This is a genomic window from Bradyrhizobium sp. WBOS08, assembly GCF_024585125.1.
In the GTDB taxonomy this organism is placed as follows: Bacteria; Pseudomonadota; Alphaproteobacteria; order Rhizobiales; family Xanthobacteraceae; genus Bradyrhizobium; species Bradyrhizobium japonicum_B.
Map to the genome: position 1 here is coordinate 4,441,473 of NZ_CP028988.1, position 19,249 is coordinate 4,460,721.

Annotated in this window: 15 protein-coding genes; 8 read left to right on the forward strand and 7 right to left on the reverse strand. The window is 64.4% G+C overall.

Features of this window, described 5'->3' with window-relative positions; all coding sequences use genetic code 11:
• Window positions 1-36 precede the first annotated feature (36 nt).
• Complete coding sequence (locus tag DCM80_RS20920; RefSeq protein ID WP_257193457.1) at window positions 37-825, reverse strand: thermonuclease family protein; 789 nt, start codon at window positions 823-825, stop codon at window positions 37-39.
• 199 nt (window positions 826-1,024) lie between these two features.
• Here DCM80_RS20920 and DCM80_RS20925 point away from each other — a divergent pair, with 199 nt between their 5' ends.
• The 5 genes from DCM80_RS20925 (at window position 1,025) to DCM80_RS20945 (ending at window position 8,150) form a co-directional block, all read left to right on the forward strand.
• A complete protein-coding gene (locus DCM80_RS20925; RefSeq protein ID WP_257193458.1) occupies window positions 1,025-2,623 on the forward strand; it encodes a GMC family oxidoreductase in 1,599 nt (532 codons plus the stop codon).
• A 198-nt stretch (window positions 2,624-2,821) separates the two neighbouring features.
• A complete protein-coding gene (locus tag DCM80_RS20930) occupies window positions 2,822-3,271 on the forward strand; it encodes a hypothetical protein (protein WP_257193459.1) in 450 nt (149 codons plus the stop codon).
• A gap of 273 nt (window positions 3,272-3,544) precedes the next feature.
• Window positions 3,545-5,182 (forward strand): anti-phage dCTP deaminase, encoded by a 1,638-nt coding sequence (locus tag DCM80_RS20935; RefSeq protein ID WP_257193460.1) that lies wholly within the window; start codon window positions 3,545-3,547, stop codon window positions 5,180-5,182.
• Between the two features lie 162 nt (window positions 5,183-5,344).
• Window positions 5,345-6,364, forward strand: coding sequence for a S1C family serine protease (locus DCM80_RS20940; protein WP_257193461.1), 1,020 nt, complete (start codon window positions 5,345-5,347; stop codon window positions 6,362-6,364).
• 58 nt (window positions 6,365-6,422) lie between these two features.
• Window positions 6,423-8,150, forward strand: coding sequence for an FAD-dependent oxidoreductase (locus DCM80_RS20945; RefSeq protein WP_257193462.1), 1,728 nt, complete (start codon window positions 6,423-6,425; stop codon window positions 8,148-8,150).
• Between the two features lie 226 nt (window positions 8,151-8,376).
• Here DCM80_RS20945 and DCM80_RS20950 read toward each other — a convergent pair whose 3' ends face one another.
• Complete coding sequence (locus tag DCM80_RS20950) at window positions 8,377-11,853, reverse strand: indolepyruvate ferredoxin oxidoreductase family protein (protein ID WP_257193463.1); 3,477 nt, start codon at window positions 11,851-11,853, stop codon at window positions 8,377-8,379.
• A 165-nt stretch (window positions 11,854-12,018) separates the two neighbouring features.
• On the opposite strand from DCM80_RS20950, the gene DCM80_RS20955 reads away from it, so the two are divergent.
• The 3 genes from DCM80_RS20955 to DCM80_RS20965 all read left to right on the forward strand — a co-directional run bounded on the left by DCM80_RS20955 (window position 12,019) and on the right by DCM80_RS20965 (window position 15,667).
• The gene (locus DCM80_RS20955) at window positions 12,019-12,969 is read left to right on the forward strand and encodes a hypothetical protein (RefSeq protein WP_257193465.1); all 951 of its coding nucleotides are present in this window, start codon (window positions 12,019-12,021) and stop codon (window positions 12,967-12,969) included.
• Window positions 12,970-13,289: 320 nt separating this feature from the next.
• Window positions 13,290-13,988 carry a cysteine hydrolase family protein gene (locus DCM80_RS20960; RefSeq protein ID WP_257193466.1) on the forward strand — a complete coding sequence of 233 codons (699 nt, stop codon included), beginning with the start codon at window positions 13,290-13,292 and terminating at the stop codon, window positions 13,986-13,988.
• An 11-nt stretch (window positions 13,989-13,999) separates the two neighbouring features.
• Entirely contained in the window at window positions 14,000-15,667 is a 1,668-nt protein-coding gene (locus tag DCM80_RS20965; protein ID WP_257193468.1) for a regulator, read from the forward strand.
• Window positions 15,668-15,717: 50 nt separating this feature from the next.
• On the opposite strand, the gene soxA is transcribed toward DCM80_RS20965, so the two are convergent.
• The 5 genes from soxA to DCM80_RS20990 all read right to left on the reverse strand — a co-directional run bounded on the left by soxA (window position 15,718) and on the right by DCM80_RS20990 (window position 19,194).
• Window positions 15,718-16,497: a sulfur oxidation c-type cytochrome SoxA gene (gene soxA / locus DCM80_RS20970; RefSeq protein WP_257193470.1), complete on the reverse strand. Its 780-nt coding sequence runs from the start codon at window positions 16,495-16,497 to the stop codon at window positions 15,718-15,720.
• Entirely contained in the window at window positions 16,494-16,811 is a 318-nt protein-coding gene (soxZ, locus tag DCM80_RS20975; protein WP_257193471.1) for a thiosulfate oxidation carrier complex protein SoxZ, read from the reverse strand. Before soxZ ends, soxA begins: the two co-directional genes overlap by 4 nt.
• Entirely contained in the window at window positions 16,811-17,278 is a 468-nt protein-coding gene (locus tag DCM80_RS20980; protein WP_257193472.1) for a SoxY-related AACIE arm protein, read from the reverse strand. The genes soxZ and DCM80_RS20980 overlap by 1 nt, the downstream gene beginning before the upstream one ends.
• 8 nt (window positions 17,279-17,286) lie before the next feature.
• A complete protein-coding gene (soxX, locus tag DCM80_RS20985) occupies window positions 17,287-17,718 on the reverse strand; it encodes a sulfur oxidation c-type cytochrome SoxX (RefSeq protein WP_257197988.1) in 432 nt (143 codons plus the stop codon).
• Window positions 17,719-17,922: 204 nt separating this feature from the next.
• A complete protein-coding gene (locus DCM80_RS20990; protein WP_257193473.1) occupies window positions 17,923-19,194 on the reverse strand; it encodes an NAD(P)/FAD-dependent oxidoreductase in 1,272 nt (423 codons plus the stop codon).
• Window positions 19,195-19,249 lie beyond the last annotated feature (55 nt).

Here is a 19,249-nt window from a genome sequence, read left to right on the forward strand (position 1 = left end):
CCGGACTACTACTCACGGCTGCGTGAGGCGCTTTGTTCACTTCGGGCGGCGGCAATTATAGGCCTTGCGGAAGCCGGCCGCCTGGGCGTCGTCCTCCGAGCAGAACCAGCGGTCCGGCCTGGTGGTCGCCGGGTAGCTCGGGCAGCCCCGTAAATGATAGATGCCGATATTGCCGGTGACGCGCGCGCGTACCGCAAGCTTGCCCTTGATGCTGCAGCTCGGGGGCATCGTCAGCTCCTCGGGGAACAGCACGGCGCGAATCTCCTTGTCGCGATCGGTGCGGCAGGCCGAGCCCAGGAGTGCGCCGTCCTTCTTGCCGGCGCGGAAGTCCTGCGGTGCAACAAAGCAGCCCTTCCAGATTCCGGCCGAGGCCGTCTTGGCTTCGCTGGCCGCCGGCTTGACATTCGCCTTGATCGGCTCCCGCGCGACGGCAAAGCCGAGCTTGATCAGCTGCTCGTTCAGGCTGGCCTTGTCGCCCTCGGCCGTGCAGATGGCGCGGTGCCGCTTGCCGAAGCTCTTCTCCGGCCCGACATCGTCGCAGCGCACGGAGCGCTTGTTGATCAGCTTGGCCAGCTGGTCGCGCGCCTCGATACCGCAGGTCCAGGGATCGGCGTGATCGTCGATGCAGACCTGGTCCAGTTCGGGCGCGTCGACGCCGTCGAGCCGGTAGGTGACGTCGCCGAGCTGGATGGAATTGCCGTCGCGGGCCGTCGCGGCGCCGGTCAGCGCCGCGGCCGGCTGGGAAGACGCCAGGGAGCCGGGCAAGGCGCAAAACCAAACGAGCGCGAAGGCGCGGGCGGCGGCAAAGACATTTCGGAAGGACATGCGGTCTCGCTATCGATTGCCAGTCTGCCGTTCCTAGCATCCGGATATGGCGATACCAATGGTCTGCACCCCGCGAAGTGCGACATTCCGGCCTCGCGGCTTTACTCCCCCGCCGCTCTGACCCTATCGTTCGCGGGCCTTGCGAACCGTGCAGGCCGAATCGCCCGGAAAGCGGCGAGGGCGGGAGGAAAAGGTTGCGATGAAAGACCCCGTGGACGTCCTCATCATCGGCGCCGGCGCTTCGGGCGCCGCGGTGGCGTGGTCGCTGGCCGAGACCAAGATGCACATTCTCTGCCTGGAGCAGGGCGGCTGGATGAACCCGGCGGAATATCCGAGCACCGGCCGGGACTGGGAGGCCAAATTCTACGGCGAGTGGTCGTCGAGCCCGAACGTGCGCGGCCGGCCCGAGGACTATCCCGTTAACGACGACAATTCGCCGATCAAGGTCGTCAACTACAATGCGGTCGGTGGCTCGACGGTGATGTACACCGCGCATTGGCCGCGGCTGCATCCCTCCGATTTCAAGTTGAAGACGCTGGACGGCGTCGCCGACGACTGGCCGATCGACTACGACGCGCTGACCCCGTTCTTCGAGGAAAACGACCGCATGATGGGCACGTCGGGGCTCTCAGGCGATCCGCTCTCGCCGCTGACCCATCCGCCGATGCCGCAGCAGCCGCTCGGCCTGTCCGGCGCCATCATCGGCAAAGCCATGAACCAGCTCGGCTGGCATTGGTGGCCTTCGGACACCACGGTCGCGACCATGGACTATGAGGGGCGGGCGCGCTGCATCAATCTCGGCCATTGCACCCCGGCCTGCGCGCAAGGCGCAAAGTCCTCCACCGACATCACCTATTGGCCGCATGCGATCCGCGCCGGCGTCGAGCTGCGCACCCATTGCCGGGTGCGCGAGATCACCACCGACGAGAACGGCATGGCCTCGGGCGTGGTCTACTACGACAAGGACGGCGTCGAGCAGTTTCAGCCCGCGCATGTCGTCATCATCGCCTGCAACGGCGTGGGCACGCCGCGGCTGCTTTTGAACTCGGCCTCGGGGCGCTTTCCTAACGGGCTTGCAAATTCGTCCGGCCTCGTCGGCAAGAACCTGATGTTTCATCCCTATGCTCAAATCTACGGATTTGTGAAGGAGCCTACCGACAGCAATCGCGCGCCGCCGACCTGCCTGTGGAGCAAGGAGTTTTACGACACCGACCTGTCGCGCGGCTTCGTGCGCGGCTACGGCATCCAGTTCGGCCGCGGCGCGGGGCCGGTGTTCGAGGCGGTCGCGAGCGAGCAGAAGGGCATTCTGCCATGGGGCGCCGACCATCATCGCGTATTCCGCAAGCTCAACGGTCATCGGCTCGCGGTGTCGGCGATCTGCGAGGATCTGCCCGAGGAGCACAACCGCGTCACGCTCGATCCCGTGCTGAAGGACAGTCACGGCATCCCCGCGCCGAAGGTCGACTATACGATCAGCGAGAACAGCCGGAAAATGATGGAGCACGGGTTGGCACGCGGCAGGGAGATTCTCGAGACCGCCGGTGCGACCGACATCTGCATCAACAATCCGATCCCCTGGGGCGGCTGGCATCTGCTCGGCACCGCGCGGATGGGCACCGATCCGGAGCGCTCCGTCGTCAACGAATGGGGCCGCACCCACGACGTCAAGAACCTCTTCATCGTCGACGGCAGCATCTTCGTCACCTCGGGCGGCGTGAATCCCACCTCCACCATCCAGGCCCTCGCGCTCTACATCGCCGACCAGATGAAGCAGCGCCTCGCCAATTTATTCGATTGATCATGATGTGGACCGAAGCGAGCCACGGGGTCAGTGCACCTCTCCCGCTTGCGGGAGAGGTCGGCGCGCAGCGCCGGGTGAGGGTTCTCTCCTCTCGGGGAGTCTCTCTGCGGAAGCACCCTCTCCCCAACCCTCCCCCGCAAGCGGGGTAGGGAGCGCACCTTCATTTTGGTCTCAAAGTTTCCACGAGAGGACGACATGGCTGAAGAGCTTACCCTCACGCCGCGGCAGCGCCAGGACTTGCGCACCATCGCCGCGATGATCATTCCCGCCAGTGACGAGTATGGAGTCCCCGGCGCCGACGATGCAGTGATCCAGGCCGACATCCTTACGACGCTCGGCCGCGACGCCAAGCCGGTGGCAGCGGCGCTGGACCATCTGGCGAGGCTTGCGGGAGAGCCGCTTGCCGAGCTCGACGCCGGGAGGCGCGATGCCGTGGCGCATGAGTTCCGCAGGGACGGCGGCGCGGCCGCCGCAACGCTCGTCCGCGTCGTCCTGCAATGCTACTACCGCGACGACCGCGTGTTGCGCTCGCTTGGGCTCGAGCTGCGCGCGCCGTTCCCCAAGGGGCACGTGCTGCCGGACGGCGACTGGTCGCTGCTCGATCAGGTCAAGGCGAGAGGCGGGTCGCTCCGGCGGGCGCCCTAGGGTGTTATATTACCGTCAATAAACGTGGCAGACGACGTCAGTGTCGGACTTCGTGCGCTCGTATTCAGGCTTTTGAAGCTGAGCCTCAATAAACTGGTCAAAAGCGTCAGCGCTAATTGCCTTGTTGTCTGGCAAAGGCGATGGTTGAGTTCGCCCCTTCTTAAGGGAACTCTTGCTGATGGTTTTTGAGGACATTGGGGTCGCCTTGAACGCGTCGAAGGCAGTTATATTAACAAAGCATTAAAGAGATGTGAATCTGTAGAGCGTAATTTAATGTTGGAAAGAATCGAATTTCCCGAGCTTTTCTTTGGCCTCGTTGCGCCAATAGGTGTTGACCTTAGTGAGACGGTCATCCCGCTGAAGACGTTGTTGGAAGGATTCGGGTATGAGGTCCTTCCAATAAAGGTCACTAGCCTCTTCCGAGACATCAGCTATTGCGATGTCGAACTCCACGACAAGCCAAGCGAGGAGCGGTTCAAGAGCTACATCGATTTTGGGAATCGTCTTCGGGAAATTTCGGGCGATAAGGCTATTTGTGCTTCGCTTGTTATCGATCAAATTGCGAAAGGACGGGGTGAAGATCCGAAGACAAGACGACATAGTGAAAAGCGCGCTTACATAATTCATCAGTTCAAGCGAAAGGAGGAAATTGATCTTCTGCGAAGTGTCTACGGCAAGCTCTTTTTCCAGATATCAGTGTATTCGTCTAAGGGGGAGCGGACAGATGCTTTTGCGCAGCGCATCGCGCGCGATCACAAAAGTACGGATTTGGACAAATACAGAGCTATTGCGGATCAATTGATCAAGTTGGACGAAGATCAAGAAGAGGACGACAACGGCCAGAGAGTAAGAGACGTCTTCCATCTCGCTGACTTCATCATCAATATCGATATTCCAGTCACCCAGTCTGAACAACTGGAGCGGTTTATTAAGCTGATTTTTGGCGCCACAAATCTGTCCCCGACTCCCATCGAATACGGAATGTATATGGCAAAGGGCGCGTCTTTGCGCTCGCTGGATTTGTCCCGACAAGTAGGGGCGGCGATATTTTCTAAGCGCCATGAGGTCATTACTTTGGGGTGCAATGAGGTTCCAAAGGGCGGCGGAGGCACCTATTGGTCGGACGATGATGGCGGAGGCGATGCTCGCGACTTTAAGTGGGGGAGTGACCCGAATGATGAAAAGAAGCGTTCGTTGATCCTCGATCTGTTCGAGCGCTTGAGCAGCAACGGCATGATGGAAAAGGAGTGTGTTGAGAGGATCGATGACATGCTCCAGCATTCCGCGGTCAAAGACTCTCAGCTGATGGATATTATCGAGTTCGGCCGCATACTACACGCAGAGATGTCCGCTCTTATGGATGCCGCGCGGTTGGGGCGTCCGGTGCAAGATGCCACCCTGTTTTGTACTACATTTCCTTGTCACATCTGCGCCAAACATATTGTTGGAGCAGGTATCGACACCGTCTATTTTCTCGAACCTTATCCAAAGAGTGCTGCATTTGCACTCCATCCTGATTCTATTGAGGTTGAAGGCTCATCACGCGTTCACTACGCGAAATACAAGAAGACTAAATTTACTCACTTCTTTGGCATCTCTCCGAGACGATATCGAGACTTCTTTGAAAAATCGCTGCGCAAAAACAAGGCCTCTGGTAGGGCCCAAGAGTGGCTTGGCCCAAAGAACGAAGCTCGCCCGATTCTTGACGTTAAGGTCGCCATCTATCTGCCTTTGGAGAAGTACGTCGAAGATGCTCTGCGCAAGAGCGAAGTGCTTGCCATCGAAGCCCTGCGGACCGAGCGTACGGTCAAGAAAGTCATGGAAGATGAAGCGGCTGAGCCGAGGCAAAGGAAACGCAAAGCCATTGTGAGAGCGAAGCGCAAGAAAGGCCAACGGTCGAACCGACGATAATTGGCTGGGCTTGAACAGCATACCAAGCCGTTTCCTCCCAATGCTTGCTCCGCGCCGGCGAGCGCCCTAGCCATCTGGGCAGTCCAGCCCTGCGGTCCCGGCGGGCACCTTGCGCGGCGGCGGACAGGCCACCATCTGTGTGAGCCTTCAAGGACTCTTGCCATGCTGGATTTCACCTCGGATATCGTCGATGACACGCCGTCATCGCGAACGACGGCGTCCGCCCCGGTCGACGACGGGGCGTTGCTGGACGCCTATTCCAACGCCGTGATCGACGTGACCGACCGGGTCGGCCCCGCGGTCGTGCGGGTCGAGACCGGGCCCAAGGTGCCTGATAGACGCGAACGCGGCGGGCTCGGCTCGGGCATCGTGATCTCGCCTGATGGCCTCGTGCTCACCAACAGCCACGTGGTCGGCACGTCCAAGGAGATCCGGCTGCGCGACGTCGAGGGTCATGTCGGCGACGCCCAGGTGCTCGGTGTCGATCCCGACACGGACCTGGCATTGCTGCGCGCCAACGGCGTGCGGCACTTGCCTTATGCCGCGCTCGGCAATTCCAAGACGCTGCGTCGCGGCCAGCTCGTGATCGCCATCGGCAATCCGCTCGGCTTCGAATCGACCGTCACGGCCGGCGTGGTCTCGGCGCTCGGCCGCTCGATCCGCTCGGTGAGCGGGCGCACCATCGAGGACGTGATCCAGACCGATGCCGCGCTCAACCCGGGGAATTCCGGCGGACCGCTGGTGTCCTCGCATGCCGAGGTGATCGGCATCAACACCGCGATCATCAACGGTGCGCAGGGCATCTGCTTTGCGGTCGCCAGCAACACCGCGCAATTCGTGCTGTCGGAGATCATCCGCCACGGCTATGTCCGCCGCGCCTATATCGGCGTCGCCGGGCAGACCGCGCCGGTGCCTCGGCGGCATGCGGTCGTGGCCGGCGTCGAGAACAAGATGGGCGCGTTGCTCGCGCAGATCGAGCCGGACGGACCCGCGGCGAGGGCGGGCCTGCTGCCCGGCGACGTCGTCATCAGGCTTGATGGCGTCGATATCAACGGCGTCGACGATTTGATCCGTGTGCTCGACCGCGACCGGATCGGCCGGCGGCTCGCCATGGACGTGCTGCGGCTCGGCCGGTTGCGGGCGATTGACATCGACCCGATCGAGCGCAAGCCGCAACGCTAGCTGCGGGCTCAGGGGCGAGGTATGACAATGTCATGCCTCGCCCCAGGAACAATGCCGCATGATGCCGGCGCATGAGACCTACGACGTCATCGTCATCGGCGCCGGAGCCGGCGGCATGACGGCCGCGGCCGTAGCGGCTGCCGAAGGCCTGCGGGTGCTGGTGATCGAGAAGACCGCGTTCGCCGGCGGCACCACCGCCTGGTCAAACGGCATGGTCTGGATCCCCGCCAATACGAAAATGAAGGAGGCCGGGCTCTCCGACAGTGTCGCGGATGCCGTCCAATATCTGTCGAACACGGTCCCTGAAACAGCCAATGCCGGCCTGCGTGCCGCCTTCCTCGCGCGCGGGCCCGAGGCGATCGCCTATCTCGAAGCCAACACCGAGGTTCGTCTGCAGTCGGTGAAGGCCTGTCCGGATTATTATCCGGAACGACTGGGCGCGACTTCGGGCGGCCGCGTGCTGGAGCCGGTTGCTTTCGACGGCAGGGGGCTGGGCGAGGGCTTTGCGCGTCTGCGACCACCGCTGCCGGAGTCCACGCTGTTCGGCGGGATGATGCTCGATCGGCTCGACATTCCGCATCTGCGCAGAATTGGAAAATCCCTGCGCTCGACCATGCGCGCGGCAAGGCTGGTTTCGGCCTATGCGTTGCAGCGGCTGCGAAGCCCGCGAGGCACGACGCTGCATCTCGGCAACGCGCTTGCCGCGCGGCTGTACGCTTCGCTGCTGGCGCGGCAGGTCGAATTTCTCTTCAGCGCCGATGTCGAAGATCTCTCGATGCAGGGCGATCGCGTCAGCGGCGTGGTGATCCGTCATGGTTCTCGCGACCGGCCGATCGCAGCGCGCCGCGGCGTGGTGCTGGCGACCGGCGGCTTTTCGCACGATGCCGTGTTGCGCAAGCGTCTTTTTCCGGCGGCGGCTGGATTTGTCTCGGCGGCCAACACCTCCAGCACTGGCGACGGGCTGCGGCTGGCGGCAGCGACAGGTGCCGCGCTCAACACGGACGCGACCAGCCCGGCCCATTGGGTGCCGGCCTCGCTTTTCCGCAGGGCCGACGGCAGCCGCGGCGTATTTTCGCACATGGTGACCGACCGTGCCAAGCCGGGCGTGATCGCCGTCAATGCCGGGGGCCGGCGCTTCGTCAACGAGGCGCTGTCCTACCATGAATTCGTGCTCGCCATGCTGCGCGACGGCGAGCCAGACCGGCCGTTCCATTTGATCTGCGACCGCCGCTTCCTGTGGGACTACGGCCTCGGCCGCATCAGGCCGTTCACGCGCCGCTATCGGCGTTATGTGGCGAGCGGCGAGCTGATCGAGGCGGCCGATATCGCGCAGCTCGCCGCCAGGATCGGCGTCAAGCCGTCCACCCTCACGGCGACGATCGTGAACTACAATGCCGATGCCGAGGAGGGCCGCGACCCCGAGTTCGGCCGCGGCAGCACCCTCCATCAGCGCCATCTCGGCGATATCAGCCACAAGCCCAACCCTTGCGTCGCGCCGATCACGCAGGCGCCGTTCTTCGCGATGCGCATTCATCCGGCCGATCTCGGCACCGCGATCGGCATGAAGGTCGACGCGCAGGCCCGCGTGCTGCGCGCGGACGGCACGCCGATCGCCGGCCTCTATGCCTGCGGCAACGACATGGGTTCGATCATGAACGGGAATTGTCCGGGGCCGGGCATCACGCTGGGACCGGCGCTGGTGTTTGGATATATTGCGGGACGGCATCTGGCGGAGCGGACGATGACGTTTGCGACGACGCCCGCCGCCGCCACGACTTCAGTCTAGCCATCCCCACCGCCGTCATGCTCCGCGAAAGCGGGGCATCCAGTACGCTGCGGGCCATCGGTTGAATCACCACCGCCTCGGAGTACTGGATCGCCCGGTCAAGCCGGGCGATGACATCGAGTGTGTGGCGAGACTCTGGATTGCTTCGTCGCATCAGCGCAAAATTGCTACGCAATCTTGTCGCGAGCGCCTCGCAATGACGCGGAGAGGGGCTAGCTCCTATCCGCTACTCAGCCGCCGCCGCAAAGCGGCTGTTCTCCAGTTCCGCCTCAAGCCGCGCCGTCTCGGCTGCCGCAAGCTTGACGTTGGCTTCCTTGACGTGGCCAAAGCCGCGGATCGTCTCCGGCACGCGCGCGAGCCGCGTCAGTAGCGGGATCTGCTCCGCCTTCAGGTTGGCGATCCGCTGGTCGATCATCGCCAAATAGTCCGCGACCAGCTTGCGCTCGGTGCGACGCTCCTCGGTCCGGCCGAACGGATCGAACGCACTGCCGCGCAGGAATTTCAGCTTGGCGAGCACGCGGAAGGCATGGAGCATCCAGCCGCCGAACTCCTGCTTCTGGAGCCGGCCCGTCGTCTTGTCGCGCTTGGCGAAGATCGGCGGCGCGAGGTGATATTTCAACGTGAAATCGCCGTCGAATTTCTCCGACACCTTCTTGGCGAAGCTGCCATCGGTATAGAGCCGTGCGACCTCGTACTCGTCCTTGTAGGACATCAGCTTGAACAGGCTCTTCGCGACCGCCTCGGTCAGCTCGGTGGAGGCGGGCGAGGCGACAGCTTCCGCCTTGCGCGCCTTGGCGACGGCTGCGAGATAGCGGTCGGCATAGGCCTTGTCCTGATAGGAGGTCAGGAATTCGGCGCGGGTTGCGATGATGTCGTCGAGCGACTTCGCGGGCGCGGACGCGCGGGCCTTGAACTGCAGCACGCTGCGCACCCGCGACATGTCATGGGCGGCGAGGCGGCCCCAGGTGAAGGCGAGCTTGTTCATCTCGATCGCGGCACCATTGATCTCGATGGCGCGGAGCAGTGCCTCCAGCGACAGCGGGATCGCCCCCTTCTGGAAGGCGAAGCCGAGCATGAAGGGATTGGTCGCGATGGAATCACCCATCAGCGCCGCGGCAATGCCGGTGGCGTCGATGATGTCGAGGTTGTTGTCGCCGATCGCATCGCGCAGCACGGTCTGCATCGTGCCCATCTCGAAGTCGAGATCGGGATTTTGCACGAAGCTCGCGGTCGGCTGCAGGTCGGCGTTGATGTAGGCCTTGGTCACGCCGCGCTCGGCGCGGCTGAGGGCGGCGGGGCCGGCCGAGACGATCATGTCGCAGCCGAGAATGACGTCGGCGCCACCGGTGGTGATGCGGACGGCGGAGATGTCCTCCGGCTTCGGAGCGATGCGGACATGGCTCATCACCGCACCGTTCTTCTGCGAAAGGCCGGTGAAGTCCAGCGCCGAGCAGCCGCGGCCGTCGACATGGGCAGCCATGCCGAGCAGCGCGCCGATGGTGATGACGCCGGTGCCGCCGATGCCGGTGACAAGGATGTTGTAGGGGCCGTCCAGCTCACGCGCCGGCGGCAGCGGCAAATCGGCGAACAGCTGGCCGGAATCCACCGCCGAAGTCTTCATCCGCTTGAGCGTGCCGCCGTGCACGGTGACAAAGCTCGGGCAGAACCCTTCGACGCAGGAAAAGTCCTTGTTGCAGTTCGACTGGTCGATCTGGCGCTTGCGGCCGAACTCGGTCTCCAGCGGCTGCACCGAGACGCAGTTGGACGCCTGCGAGCAATCGCCGCAGCCTTCGCAGACCAGCTCGTTGATGAAGGCGCGCTTGGCGGGATCGGGATAGAGGCCGCGCTTGCGGCGGCGGCGCTTCTCGGCGGCGCAGGTCTGGTCGTAGATGATGACGGTGAGGCCCTTGATATCGCGCAGCTCGCGCTGCACGGCATCGAGCTCGCGGCGATGGTGGATGGTCGCGCCTTGCGGGAAGTAATTCCCGGCTGGATACTTCGTGGGATCGTCCGAGACGATCGCGAGCCGCTTGACGCCCTCGGCCCAGACCTGATGCGCGATCTGTGCGACGTTGAAGGCGCCCTCGGCCGGCTGTCCGCCGGTCATCGCCACGGCGTCGTTGTAGAGGATCTTGTAGGTGATGTTGATGCCGGCGGCCGATGCCGCGCGAAGGGCGAGAAGCCCGGAATGCGTATAGGTGCCGTCTCCGAGATTCTGGAAGATGTGCTTCTCGCTCGTGAAGGGCGACTGGCCGATCCAGTTCACGCCCTCGGCGCCCATATGCGAGATCAGATCGGTGCGGCGAGTCGGCATGCTCAGCGCCATGCCGTGGCAGCCGATGCCGGCCATGGCGCGGCTGCCCTCGGGCACGCGCGTGGAGGTGTTGTGCGGGCAGCCTGAGCAGAAGAACGGCGTGCGCGCGAGCTTGATCTGCGTGCTGGTGGTGACGGGATGGTCGAACGCCTCGAGCCGGGCGAGGCGCTGCTCCAGCACTGGGCTGTGATGGCCCAGCTTGCGCAAACGTGCCACCAGCGCGCCAGCGACGATGGTCGGCGTCAGCTCGCCCTCGCTCGGCAGCAGCGGCGCGCCGCTTTCGTCGCGCTTGCCGGTGACGGTCGGGCGCTTCGAGGCGTCGACATTGTAGAGAATGCGCATCAGCTGGTCTTCGATGAAGCCGCGCTTCTCCTCGACCACCAGCACGTCCTGCAAGCCTTCCGCAAAGCGCCTGGCGCCGCTTTCCTCCAGCGGCCAGGTCAGCGCGACCTTGTAGATGCGAAGGCCGAGATCCTGCGCGTCCTTGTCGGTGATGCCCAAATCCGCCAGTGCTTGCCGCAGATCGAGATAGGCCTTGCCCGTCGCGACAATGCCGAGCCGCGCCGGCTTGGAATCGAGCACGATGCGGTCGAGCCGGTTGGCACGGGCAAAGGCCTGCACCGCCGCCATCTTCGGCCCAAACAGGCGCTTCTCGGCGTCCAGCGGCGGATCGGGCCAGCGGATGTTGAGGCCGCCGGGCGGCATCTCGAAGTCGTCGGGCAGCCTGATCTGGATGCGCTCGGGGTCGCTATCAATCGACGCGGAGCTCTCCACCGTCTCGCTGATCGCCTTGAAGCCGACCCAGCAGCCGGAAAAGCGCGACAGCGCAAAACCGTAGAGACCGAGGTCGAGATAGTCCTGGAGCGTGGCCGGATTGATCACGGGGATCAGCGCCGCGGCGAACACCTGCTCGCTCTGATGCGCCAGCGTCGAGGACTGGCAGCCGTGGTCGTCACCGGCGAGCGCGAGCACGCCGCCGTTGAGCGCGGTGCCCGCTGCATTAGCATGCTTGAGCGCATCGACCGAGCGGTCGACGCCGGGGCCCTTGCCGTACCAGATGCCGAACACGCCATCGACCTTGGCGCCGGGAAACAGGCCGACCTGCTGGCTGCCCCAGACCGCGGTCGCGGCCAGGTCCTCGTTGAGGCCGGGAACGAACGCGATGTCGTGCTGCTGGAGGTGCGACTTCGCCCGCCACAACGCGTGGTCGTACATGCCGAGCGGAGAGCCGCGATAACCCGAGATGAAGCCGCCGGTATTGAGTCCCTGAAGCCGGTCGCGTTCGCGCTGCAGCATGGGCAAGCGGACCAGGGCCTGTGTGCCGGACAGGAAGATCCGCTTCGATTCGAGCCGGTATTTATCGTCCAGCTCGACCTGCAACAGCGTCATGTCTTGGAGTCCTTATTGTTCTGGCCCGGCGAGGATTTTGCACCGCGGGAGGATTGCGGCTTGCGAAGCGGAGGATCCCAGTCAAGAGCATGGGCCGGCGAAGTCAATACGGCTGGCCGCATCCGTGGCGCTCCTGCTAGTCATGGCTTGCGAGCGGAGGACATCATGGCTGCAAACGCATTCGACACCGAGATCACCGAGACGACCGAGACCCTGATCGGACCGTGGCGCCGGCCGCGTCAGATGCTGCAGGCGCAAACCTACGACGCGCATGCCTCGATCCATGACGACGCCACCGCGCAGAAGCTCGGCTTCAAGGGCGGCACCATCGAAGGCCCGACGCATTTCAGTCAGTTCGCCCCGCTCGGCGCGCGATTGTGGGGACAGGCCTGGTTCGAGACCGGATGCCTGTCCGCGCATTATCGCAGCGTCTGCTACGAGGGCGAAGAGGTGCAGGCGATCCTGTCGAAGCCATTGCCCGGCACCAGCCAGTGCCAGATGCAGATGGTCAAGCGCGACGGCACCGAGGTGCTGCGCGGCACGGCTTCGGTCGGTGAACCGCACGCGGCGACGGCGCTGGAGGCTCGCTTGGCCGAGCTCAAGCCGCTCGCCGATCCCGTCATCCTGCGCGATGTGAAGGTCGCTCAGACCGGCAAGCGCCAGACGGTGCGGATGGCATTCGACCAGATCATGGGCGATCTCTATCCCTTCTCGCTGCGCCAGAAGCTCGCCGCCATCACCGAGAGCTCGCCTTACTATTCGACTGCCGACAATCCGTGGCGCAGGCCGATCATCCCGATGGAGATGCTGAGCGTGCTGTTCCAGTACCGCTCCAAGGACGATCCGCTGCCGGCCAAGGGCCCGGCCGTCGGCCTGTTCGCGGACCAGGAGATCCGGCTGGTGAAGGGCCCGCTGTTCGTCGACGAGAACTACGAGGTCGAGCGCGAGGTGGTCGCGCTCTCCGGCAGCCGCCGCACCGAAAGCGCCTGGGCCAGGACGCGCGTGTTCGACAAGGCCGGTGCTGTGGTGGCGACCATGCTGCTCAACATGGCGACGCTGAAGGACTCGTATGCGCCGTATGAGGAGGAGTATCGGCGGCTGTATGGGGCCAAGTAGCCGCCATTCTCTCGGTCGTCATTCCGGGGCGCGACGAAGTCGCGAGCCCGGAAGCCATACTCACGATCGTGGTTATGGATTCCGGGCTCGACGCTTCGCGTCGCCCCGGAATGACGGCGGACGGAGCTTCAGCATCAGCTCATCCTTTAAGCAAATGCACACCGCAAAGCCGTCGCACAGGGAATGAGCAGGCGCCGAACGCTGGCGTAACCTTCTGAGTCAACAGCAAATTCTTTCGCAGCCTGTGCGCCATCGCAATTGTACACAATGGCACGCCGCTTGCAGAACTCCTCGCGCAGTTCTCGCAAGGGGCGGGCGTCATGCTGGACTTGAGCAAGCCGACATTGGGCGTCATCAGCGCCGAGCCCGAGCCGGTCAGATTAGACTGGTCCGCCACCGCGCTCCTGATCATCGACATGCAGCGCGACTTCATGGAGCCCGGCGGCTTCGGTGAGACGCTCGGCAACGACGTCAGCCAGCTTGCGCGCGCGGTGAAGCCGATCGGCGCGGTGCTGAAAGCGGCGCGCGACACCGGCATGCTGGTGATCCACACCCGCGAGGGCCATCTGCCCGATCTCTCCGACGCGCCCCCGGCGAAGATCGAGCGCGGCGCGCCGTCCTTGCGCATCGGCGATCCCGGCCCGATGGGCCGCATCCTCATTCGCGGCGAGGCCGGTCACGACATCATCCCCGAGCTCTATCCGCTCGACAGCGAAGTCGTGATCGACAAGCCCGGCAAGGGGGCGTTCTACGCGACCGAGCTCGGCGACGTCCTTGGGAAATACGGCATCGAGAATTTGCTGGTGTGCGGCGTCACGACAGAAGTGTGCGTCAACACCACCGTGCGCGAGGCCAATGATCGCGGCTATCGCTGCGTCGTCATCTCCGACGGCTGCGCGTCCTACTTCCCCGAGTTTCACGAGATGGGCCTGAAGATGATCAAGGCCCAGGGCGGCATCTTCGGCTGGGTCGCAACCTCAGCCGCAGTCCTGGAGGCAATGAGGATTTCGACCATTTGAGGGGTGACATCATGAGCACATTGAAGGGGACGGCCGGCAAGTCTGAGATCGACACGTCCGGGTTCAGGCCGGCATTATGGACATCGGGCGACTGGAACGCGTTTTTCGGCTTCGGCACCAACATCCTCGTCAACATGCTGGTGCTGACGGGGCTGTTGCGCTTCGTCCTGAAGATGCCGGACAGTCTGGTGTTCGGCCGCATCCTGCCCGCGCTCGGGCTGATGATGTGCCTCTCGACCTTCTACTACGCCTACCTTGCCTATCGTCTGGCGCAGAAGACCGGCCGCACCGACGTCTGTGCGCTGCCGTCGGGCGTCAGCGTGCCGCACATGTTCATCGTCACCTTCGTGATCATGCTGCCGATCACCCTGAAGACCGGTGATCCGCTCAAGGGCTGGTCCGCGGGCCTGGTCTGGGTGTTCTTCCAGAGCTTCATTCTCATGATCGGCGGCTTCATTGCCCCGTTCATCCGCAGGATCACGCCGCGCGCGGCGCTGCTCGGCACGCTTGCCGGCGTCTCCGTCACCTTCATCTCGATGCGGCCGGCGCTGGAAATGTACATGACGCCGCAGATCGGTCTGGTCTGCTTCGCCATCATCCTGGTGAGCTGGTTCGGCGGTGTGAGGTACTGGCGGGGCATTCCCGCGGGCCTCGTCGCCATTGCCGTCGGGATGGTCATCGCCTGGGGCTCCAATCTGTTCGGGCTCGGCATCGGCGGCTTGAGCCTCGCCGGCGTTGGCGCTGCCTTCGCCAATTTCGGCTTCTCGGTGCCGATCCCGGCAATAGGCTATGTCTTCTCCGGCTTCGAATTCCTCGGCATCATCCTGGTCACCGCCATTCCGTTCGGCATCTACGATCTGGTCGAAGCCATGGACAATGTCGAGAGCGCGGAGGCTGCCGGCGACGAATATCCAACCACGCGCGTGCTCACGGCCGACGGCGTCGTCAGCCTGATCGGCTGCCTGATGGGCAATCCCTTCATCAACGCCGTCTATATCGGCCATCCCGGCTGGAAGGCGATGGGCGGCCGGATCGGCTATTCCGCTGCGACCGGCATCATGGTGGTCGTGCTGTCCTGGTTCGGCATCATTTCGGTGCTGCTGGCCCTGGTGCCCGTCGTCGCGATCTCGCCGATCCTGCTCTATATCGGCATGCTGATCGGTGCGCAGGCGTTCCAGACCACGCCGGTCAAGCACGCGCCTGCCATCGTTCTGGCGCTGACGCCGCATCTGGCCGCCTGGGCCAAGCTCCAAATCGACACGATGCTGGGCTCGACCATGAATGCGGCGACAACCGTCGGCGGCTTGGCGGTCGACAAGGCCGACGCCGTGAAGGCGGCCGCGATCGCGGCGCTGCCGCAGCAGGGCGTGTTCTACCACGGACTTGAAGTGATGGGCGGTGGCTCCATCCTCGGAGGTCTCGTCCTGGGCGCAATCGGCGTCTTCATTATCGAGCGCGATTTCGAGAAGGCCTCGGCCTTTGCTCTGGTCGGTGCCGTGCTCACCTATTTCGGCTTCATGCATGGCGAGGCCGTCGGCATCGGCGGCGGCTTTGGCGTCACGCCCGCGGTCGCGCTGGCCTACGCCGTGATGGCGGCCGGCCTGTTCGCCGCCGGCAAGCTCGGCGTCAGCGAACATTATGCCGCGCATCCGGAGATGTCGGCGGCGCCGGCGGAGTAGGCAACGCGCGAACGCGTTCGAAGCGGCCGGCAAATGCCGGCCGCTTTCATTCAGGGACGCACGGCCGGCGTTTCCATCGGCAGCCCATGCGCGCGGGACATCAGATAGAGCTCGAGCGCGACCAGCTCGGGCGAGCCGTAATCATAGGCCTGGGCGCGCACGCCGGTCATGCAGCTGCGCAGCCGCCGCTCGAGCGATCCCAGCGTTTGCCACTCCAGTCGATAGAGCGGATAGCCGGTCGGCTGTCCCTGCGTGATCGGCGCGCCTGCGAGGCGCTTGTCGAAATTGTCGTCGTGGCAATTGGTGCAGGCGAGGTTAAGCTGGCCTTCGCGCTGCATGAAGAGCTCGCGGCCCTGCTCCACGAAGGGTTTTGCCTGCGGATCGTCGCCGGCGGTGATCGCAACACCGCGCGATTGATGGGCGACGAACGCGGAGAGCGCCAGGAGGTCGCGGCTCTCGTAGGGCAGCGGCGTTGCCTGCTGGTGATCGGCGCGGCACAGATTGATGCGCTGGTCGAGCGTGACGGGGCGGCGAAGCGCCTTGTCGATGGCGGGGTAGCGCGCCGCGACACCCTTCATGCTGGCGCGCGCCTCGCCATGGCAATCCGCACAGGCCTTCTCCGCGCTGCCGGTCTTCTTCGCCCATAGCGCCTCGCCGTCGAGCACGAACAGCATGGCCGGATTGGAGGTGTCGTCGTCCTGCATCGCCCGGGTGTCCGGCCCCATGAACGAATAGCCGGACCGGCGCGCATCGGGCGGGATTTCGCCGGCAATCAAGGCAGGTGCCGCGGCGAACAAGGCCGCTGCTGCTATCGCGCGCCAAACGCTCATTCGACCGTGATCGATGCCGAGGCGGTGGACGAATAGCCGTTGTCGCCGATCCATTCGAACTCGAGCTTGCCGCTGTCCTTGGCGACGGTGAAGAACGACAGATACGGGTTGGCCGCGATCGCCGGAAAGAGGTCGGCGCGAAAGATCTCGGCGCCGTTGTAGCGGCAGGTGAAGCTCGTGATGATGTCGCGCGGCACCAGCTTGCCGTCCACGGTGTGGCGAAATCCGGTCTCCATGATGTGCGAGGTCAGCGCGCGGATCTCGATGACGTCGCCACGCCTGGCCTTTGGGGGGACGTTGATGAGCGCGGCCATCAGTTCATCTCCTCGGTGCAGGCGGCCAGCGTCACGACGACGTCGGCGGCGACCTGCCAGAACGTGTCGTCGGACAGGCGCGCGATCGCCACCACTTTCTGGGTGTCGGCGAGCCGGATGCGGGTCGAGACCTGGGCCCGGCCGGAGGAGGGGCCGAGATAGAAATTGCCGATGTTCGGCTGCGGATTCTTCTCGTTGAAGACGTGGATGCTCTTGACGTGGTCGTCTGCCGTCATCGGGGTTGCGACGCTCACCGTCATCGGCACCACGTTGCCGTTCTCGACCAGCGGCGGAATGTCCAGCTTCACCCTGCCGGTGCGTATCGGGGCTTCGCCGACGATATTGCGGATCGCGTGATTGAGCATCGCGGGCGTTGCTTGCAGCGGACGCAGGGTGACGACCGGGATCGTCCCGGCGGCCGTGACGCCTCCGGCGAGGCTCAGGAATTGTCGTCGCGTGGTTGGCATGAACGGTCCTAGTCGCGAAGCGTTGCAAGAAAGGCCACGATGTCCTCGATCTCGGCAGCCGACAAGATCGGCTTGCCGGCAAAATTGCGTCCGACCCGCACGAGGCCGTCGGTGCGATAGTAGGACGGCATGATGGTCTCGGCGTTGAATCGCGAGGCATCGACCAGTCGAAGCCGCAACTGGCTCACCGTCCATCGGTTCCCGGCGCCGGCAAGGTCGGGCGCGATATCTCCCTGGAATCGCGCTTCCGGGAACGGGCCGGAGTGACAAAGGATGCAGGTCGTGGTGCGCGCGAGTACGAGTGCGCGTCCGCGCACGGCATCGCCGGGCGAGCCGGTGAGCGATTGCGGGATGCCGTCGTTGACGACCGTGTAGGGGACGAGCTCGTCCGCTTGGGTCGGCGAGGAGAGGGCGAGGCCTGCTACGACGAATACAGCAATCGCAGATGTGGGACGGCGCGCACGGCGCCGCAGCGGGCTTCTCTTGCCTCTCCCGCTTGCGGGAGAGGTCGCGCCGAAGGCGCGGGTGAGGGTTCTTTCCTCTTGGGGGGTCTCGCCCGCGGAGACACCCTCTCCCCAACCCTCCCCCGCAGGCGGGGGAGGGAGCGCACCGCGTTCGTAGCGATAGACTCGTCCCATCATGTCCTAGCCAAAACATTCCGCCGTGATGGCTTCAAACCAGCGCTCCGCCTCAGCGGCCTCGCGCATCCGCAATTCGCGCGGGGCATCGACGGGGCTGGTCGCGCCGCCCTCGACTTCGGCAAAGATGTCGCCTTTTGGCTGGTAATTGCCGGCAAGGGAGAAGCCGTAGCCGGGTGCGACGGTGCTGTAGCAGATGCCGGCCAGCCGCGGCGTTTGCGGCGCTCGGCCGGCGAGCAGATCGGCAACGGCGGCGGCGCAGGCCTTGCCTTGCCCGCTTGCGGCCGACGCTGATTTGGGAATGCCGCCGCCGAGGCAGGCATCGCCGATGACATGGATGTTCGGGACGAGTTTCGACTCGAAGCTGACGGGATCAATCGGACACCAGCCGGTCGCATCCGCAGCGCCCGCGATCTCGGCGATGCGTCCTGCACGTTGCGGCGGGATGACGTTGGCGACATCGGGCGTGTAATTGCCGAATTCGGTGACGATGGTCATGGTCGCCGGATCGACCGAGGTGACGCGGCCGCCTTGCGACAGCGCGATGCGCTCGATCATGTCGCCGTAGAGCTCCTTCCACGCCTTCTCGAACAGCCGTTGCTGCGAGAAATTGTCCTTGGCATCGAGGATCAGCACCTTCGAGCGGGGCTTGTTCGTCTTCAGGTAATGCGCGATCAGGCTGGCGCGCTCGTAAGGCGCGGGCGGACACCGCGAGGGATTGGCGGGAATGGCAATGGCGACCGTGCCGCCGTCGTCCATCGCTTCCAGCTGCTTGCGCAGCAGCAGCGTCTGCGCGCCTGCCTTCCAGGCATGGGGCATTTTTTCCGATGCCGCCTCGTCGTAGCCGGGCAGGGCTTCGACATGGAAGTCGATGCCGGGCGAGAGCACGAGACGATCGTAGGTCAGCACCGTGCCATCGGCCGTGGTGACGCTGCGCTGCTGCGGCTCGATCTTCGCGGCGGCCTGGCTGATCACGGTGACGCCTGCAGCGGCGAGCTTGTCATAGCCGAAATGTTGCGTCTCCATCTGGCGCAGGCCGGCGATCACCTCGTTGCTGAACGGGCAGGAGGTGAAGATCTTGTTCGGCTCGATCAGGGTGACCTGCAGGTTCGCGCCGGCGCGCTTGAGCGCACGCGCGCAGGCCGCGCCGCCGAAGCCGCCACCGACCACGATGATGCGGCCTGACGATTGCGCGCGCAGGATCGAGGGTGTGGCGAGCGATGCGGCCGCGGCGGTGATGCCGAGGACGGCATCCCGCCGTGTCACCGGCACATTCATGGGACTTGTCCGGAAAAGCGTGCGGCGGCGGCCGTCGTGGCCGCCGCCGTGTGTC

Coding starts and splice junctions, on each gene's coding strand:
- DCM80_RS20920 (WP_257193457.1), bottom strand. CDS start 825: ATGTCCTTCCGAAATGTCTTTGCCGCCGCCCGCGCCTTCGCGCTCGTT.
- DCM80_RS20925 (WP_257193458.1), top strand. CDS start 1,025: ATGAAAGACCCCGTGGACGTCCTCATCATCGGCGCCGGCGCTTCGGGC.
- DCM80_RS20930 (WP_257193459.1), top strand. CDS start 2,822: ATGGCTGAAGAGCTTACCCTCACGCCGCGGCAGCGCCAGGACTTGCGC.
- DCM80_RS20935 (WP_257193460.1), top strand. CDS start 3,545: ATGTTGGAAAGAATCGAATTTCCCGAGCTTTTCTTTGGCCTCGTTGCG.
- DCM80_RS20940 (WP_257193461.1), top strand. CDS start 5,345: ATGCTGGATTTCACCTCGGATATCGTCGATGACACGCCGTCATCGCGA.
- DCM80_RS20945 (WP_257193462.1), top strand. CDS start 6,423: ATGATGCCGGCGCATGAGACCTACGACGTCATCGTCATCGGCGCCGGA.
- DCM80_RS20950 (WP_257193463.1), bottom strand. CDS start 11,853: ATGACGCTGTTGCAGGTCGAGCTGGACGATAAATACCGGCTCGAATCG.
- DCM80_RS20955 (WP_257193465.1), top strand. CDS start 12,019: ATGGCTGCAAACGCATTCGACACCGAGATCACCGAGACGACCGAGACC.
- DCM80_RS20960 (WP_257193466.1), top strand. CDS start 13,290: ATGCTGGACTTGAGCAAGCCGACATTGGGCGTCATCAGCGCCGAGCCC.
- DCM80_RS20965 (WP_257193468.1), top strand. CDS start 14,000: ATGAGCACATTGAAGGGGACGGCCGGCAAGTCTGAGATCGACACGTCC.
- soxA (WP_257193470.1), bottom strand. CDS start 16,497: ATGAGCGTTTGGCGCGCGATAGCAGCAGCGGCCTTGTTCGCCGCGGCA.
- soxZ (WP_257193471.1), bottom strand. CDS start 16,811: ATGGCCGCGCTCATCAACGTCCCCCCAAAGGCCAGGCGTGGCGACGTC.
- DCM80_RS20980 (WP_257193472.1), bottom strand. CDS start 17,278: ATGCCAACCACGCGACGACAATTCCTGAGCCTCGCCGGAGGCGTCACG.
- DCM80_RS20990 (WP_257193473.1), bottom strand. CDS start 19,194: ATGAATGTGCCGGTGACACGGCGGGATGCCGTCCTCGGCATCACCGCC.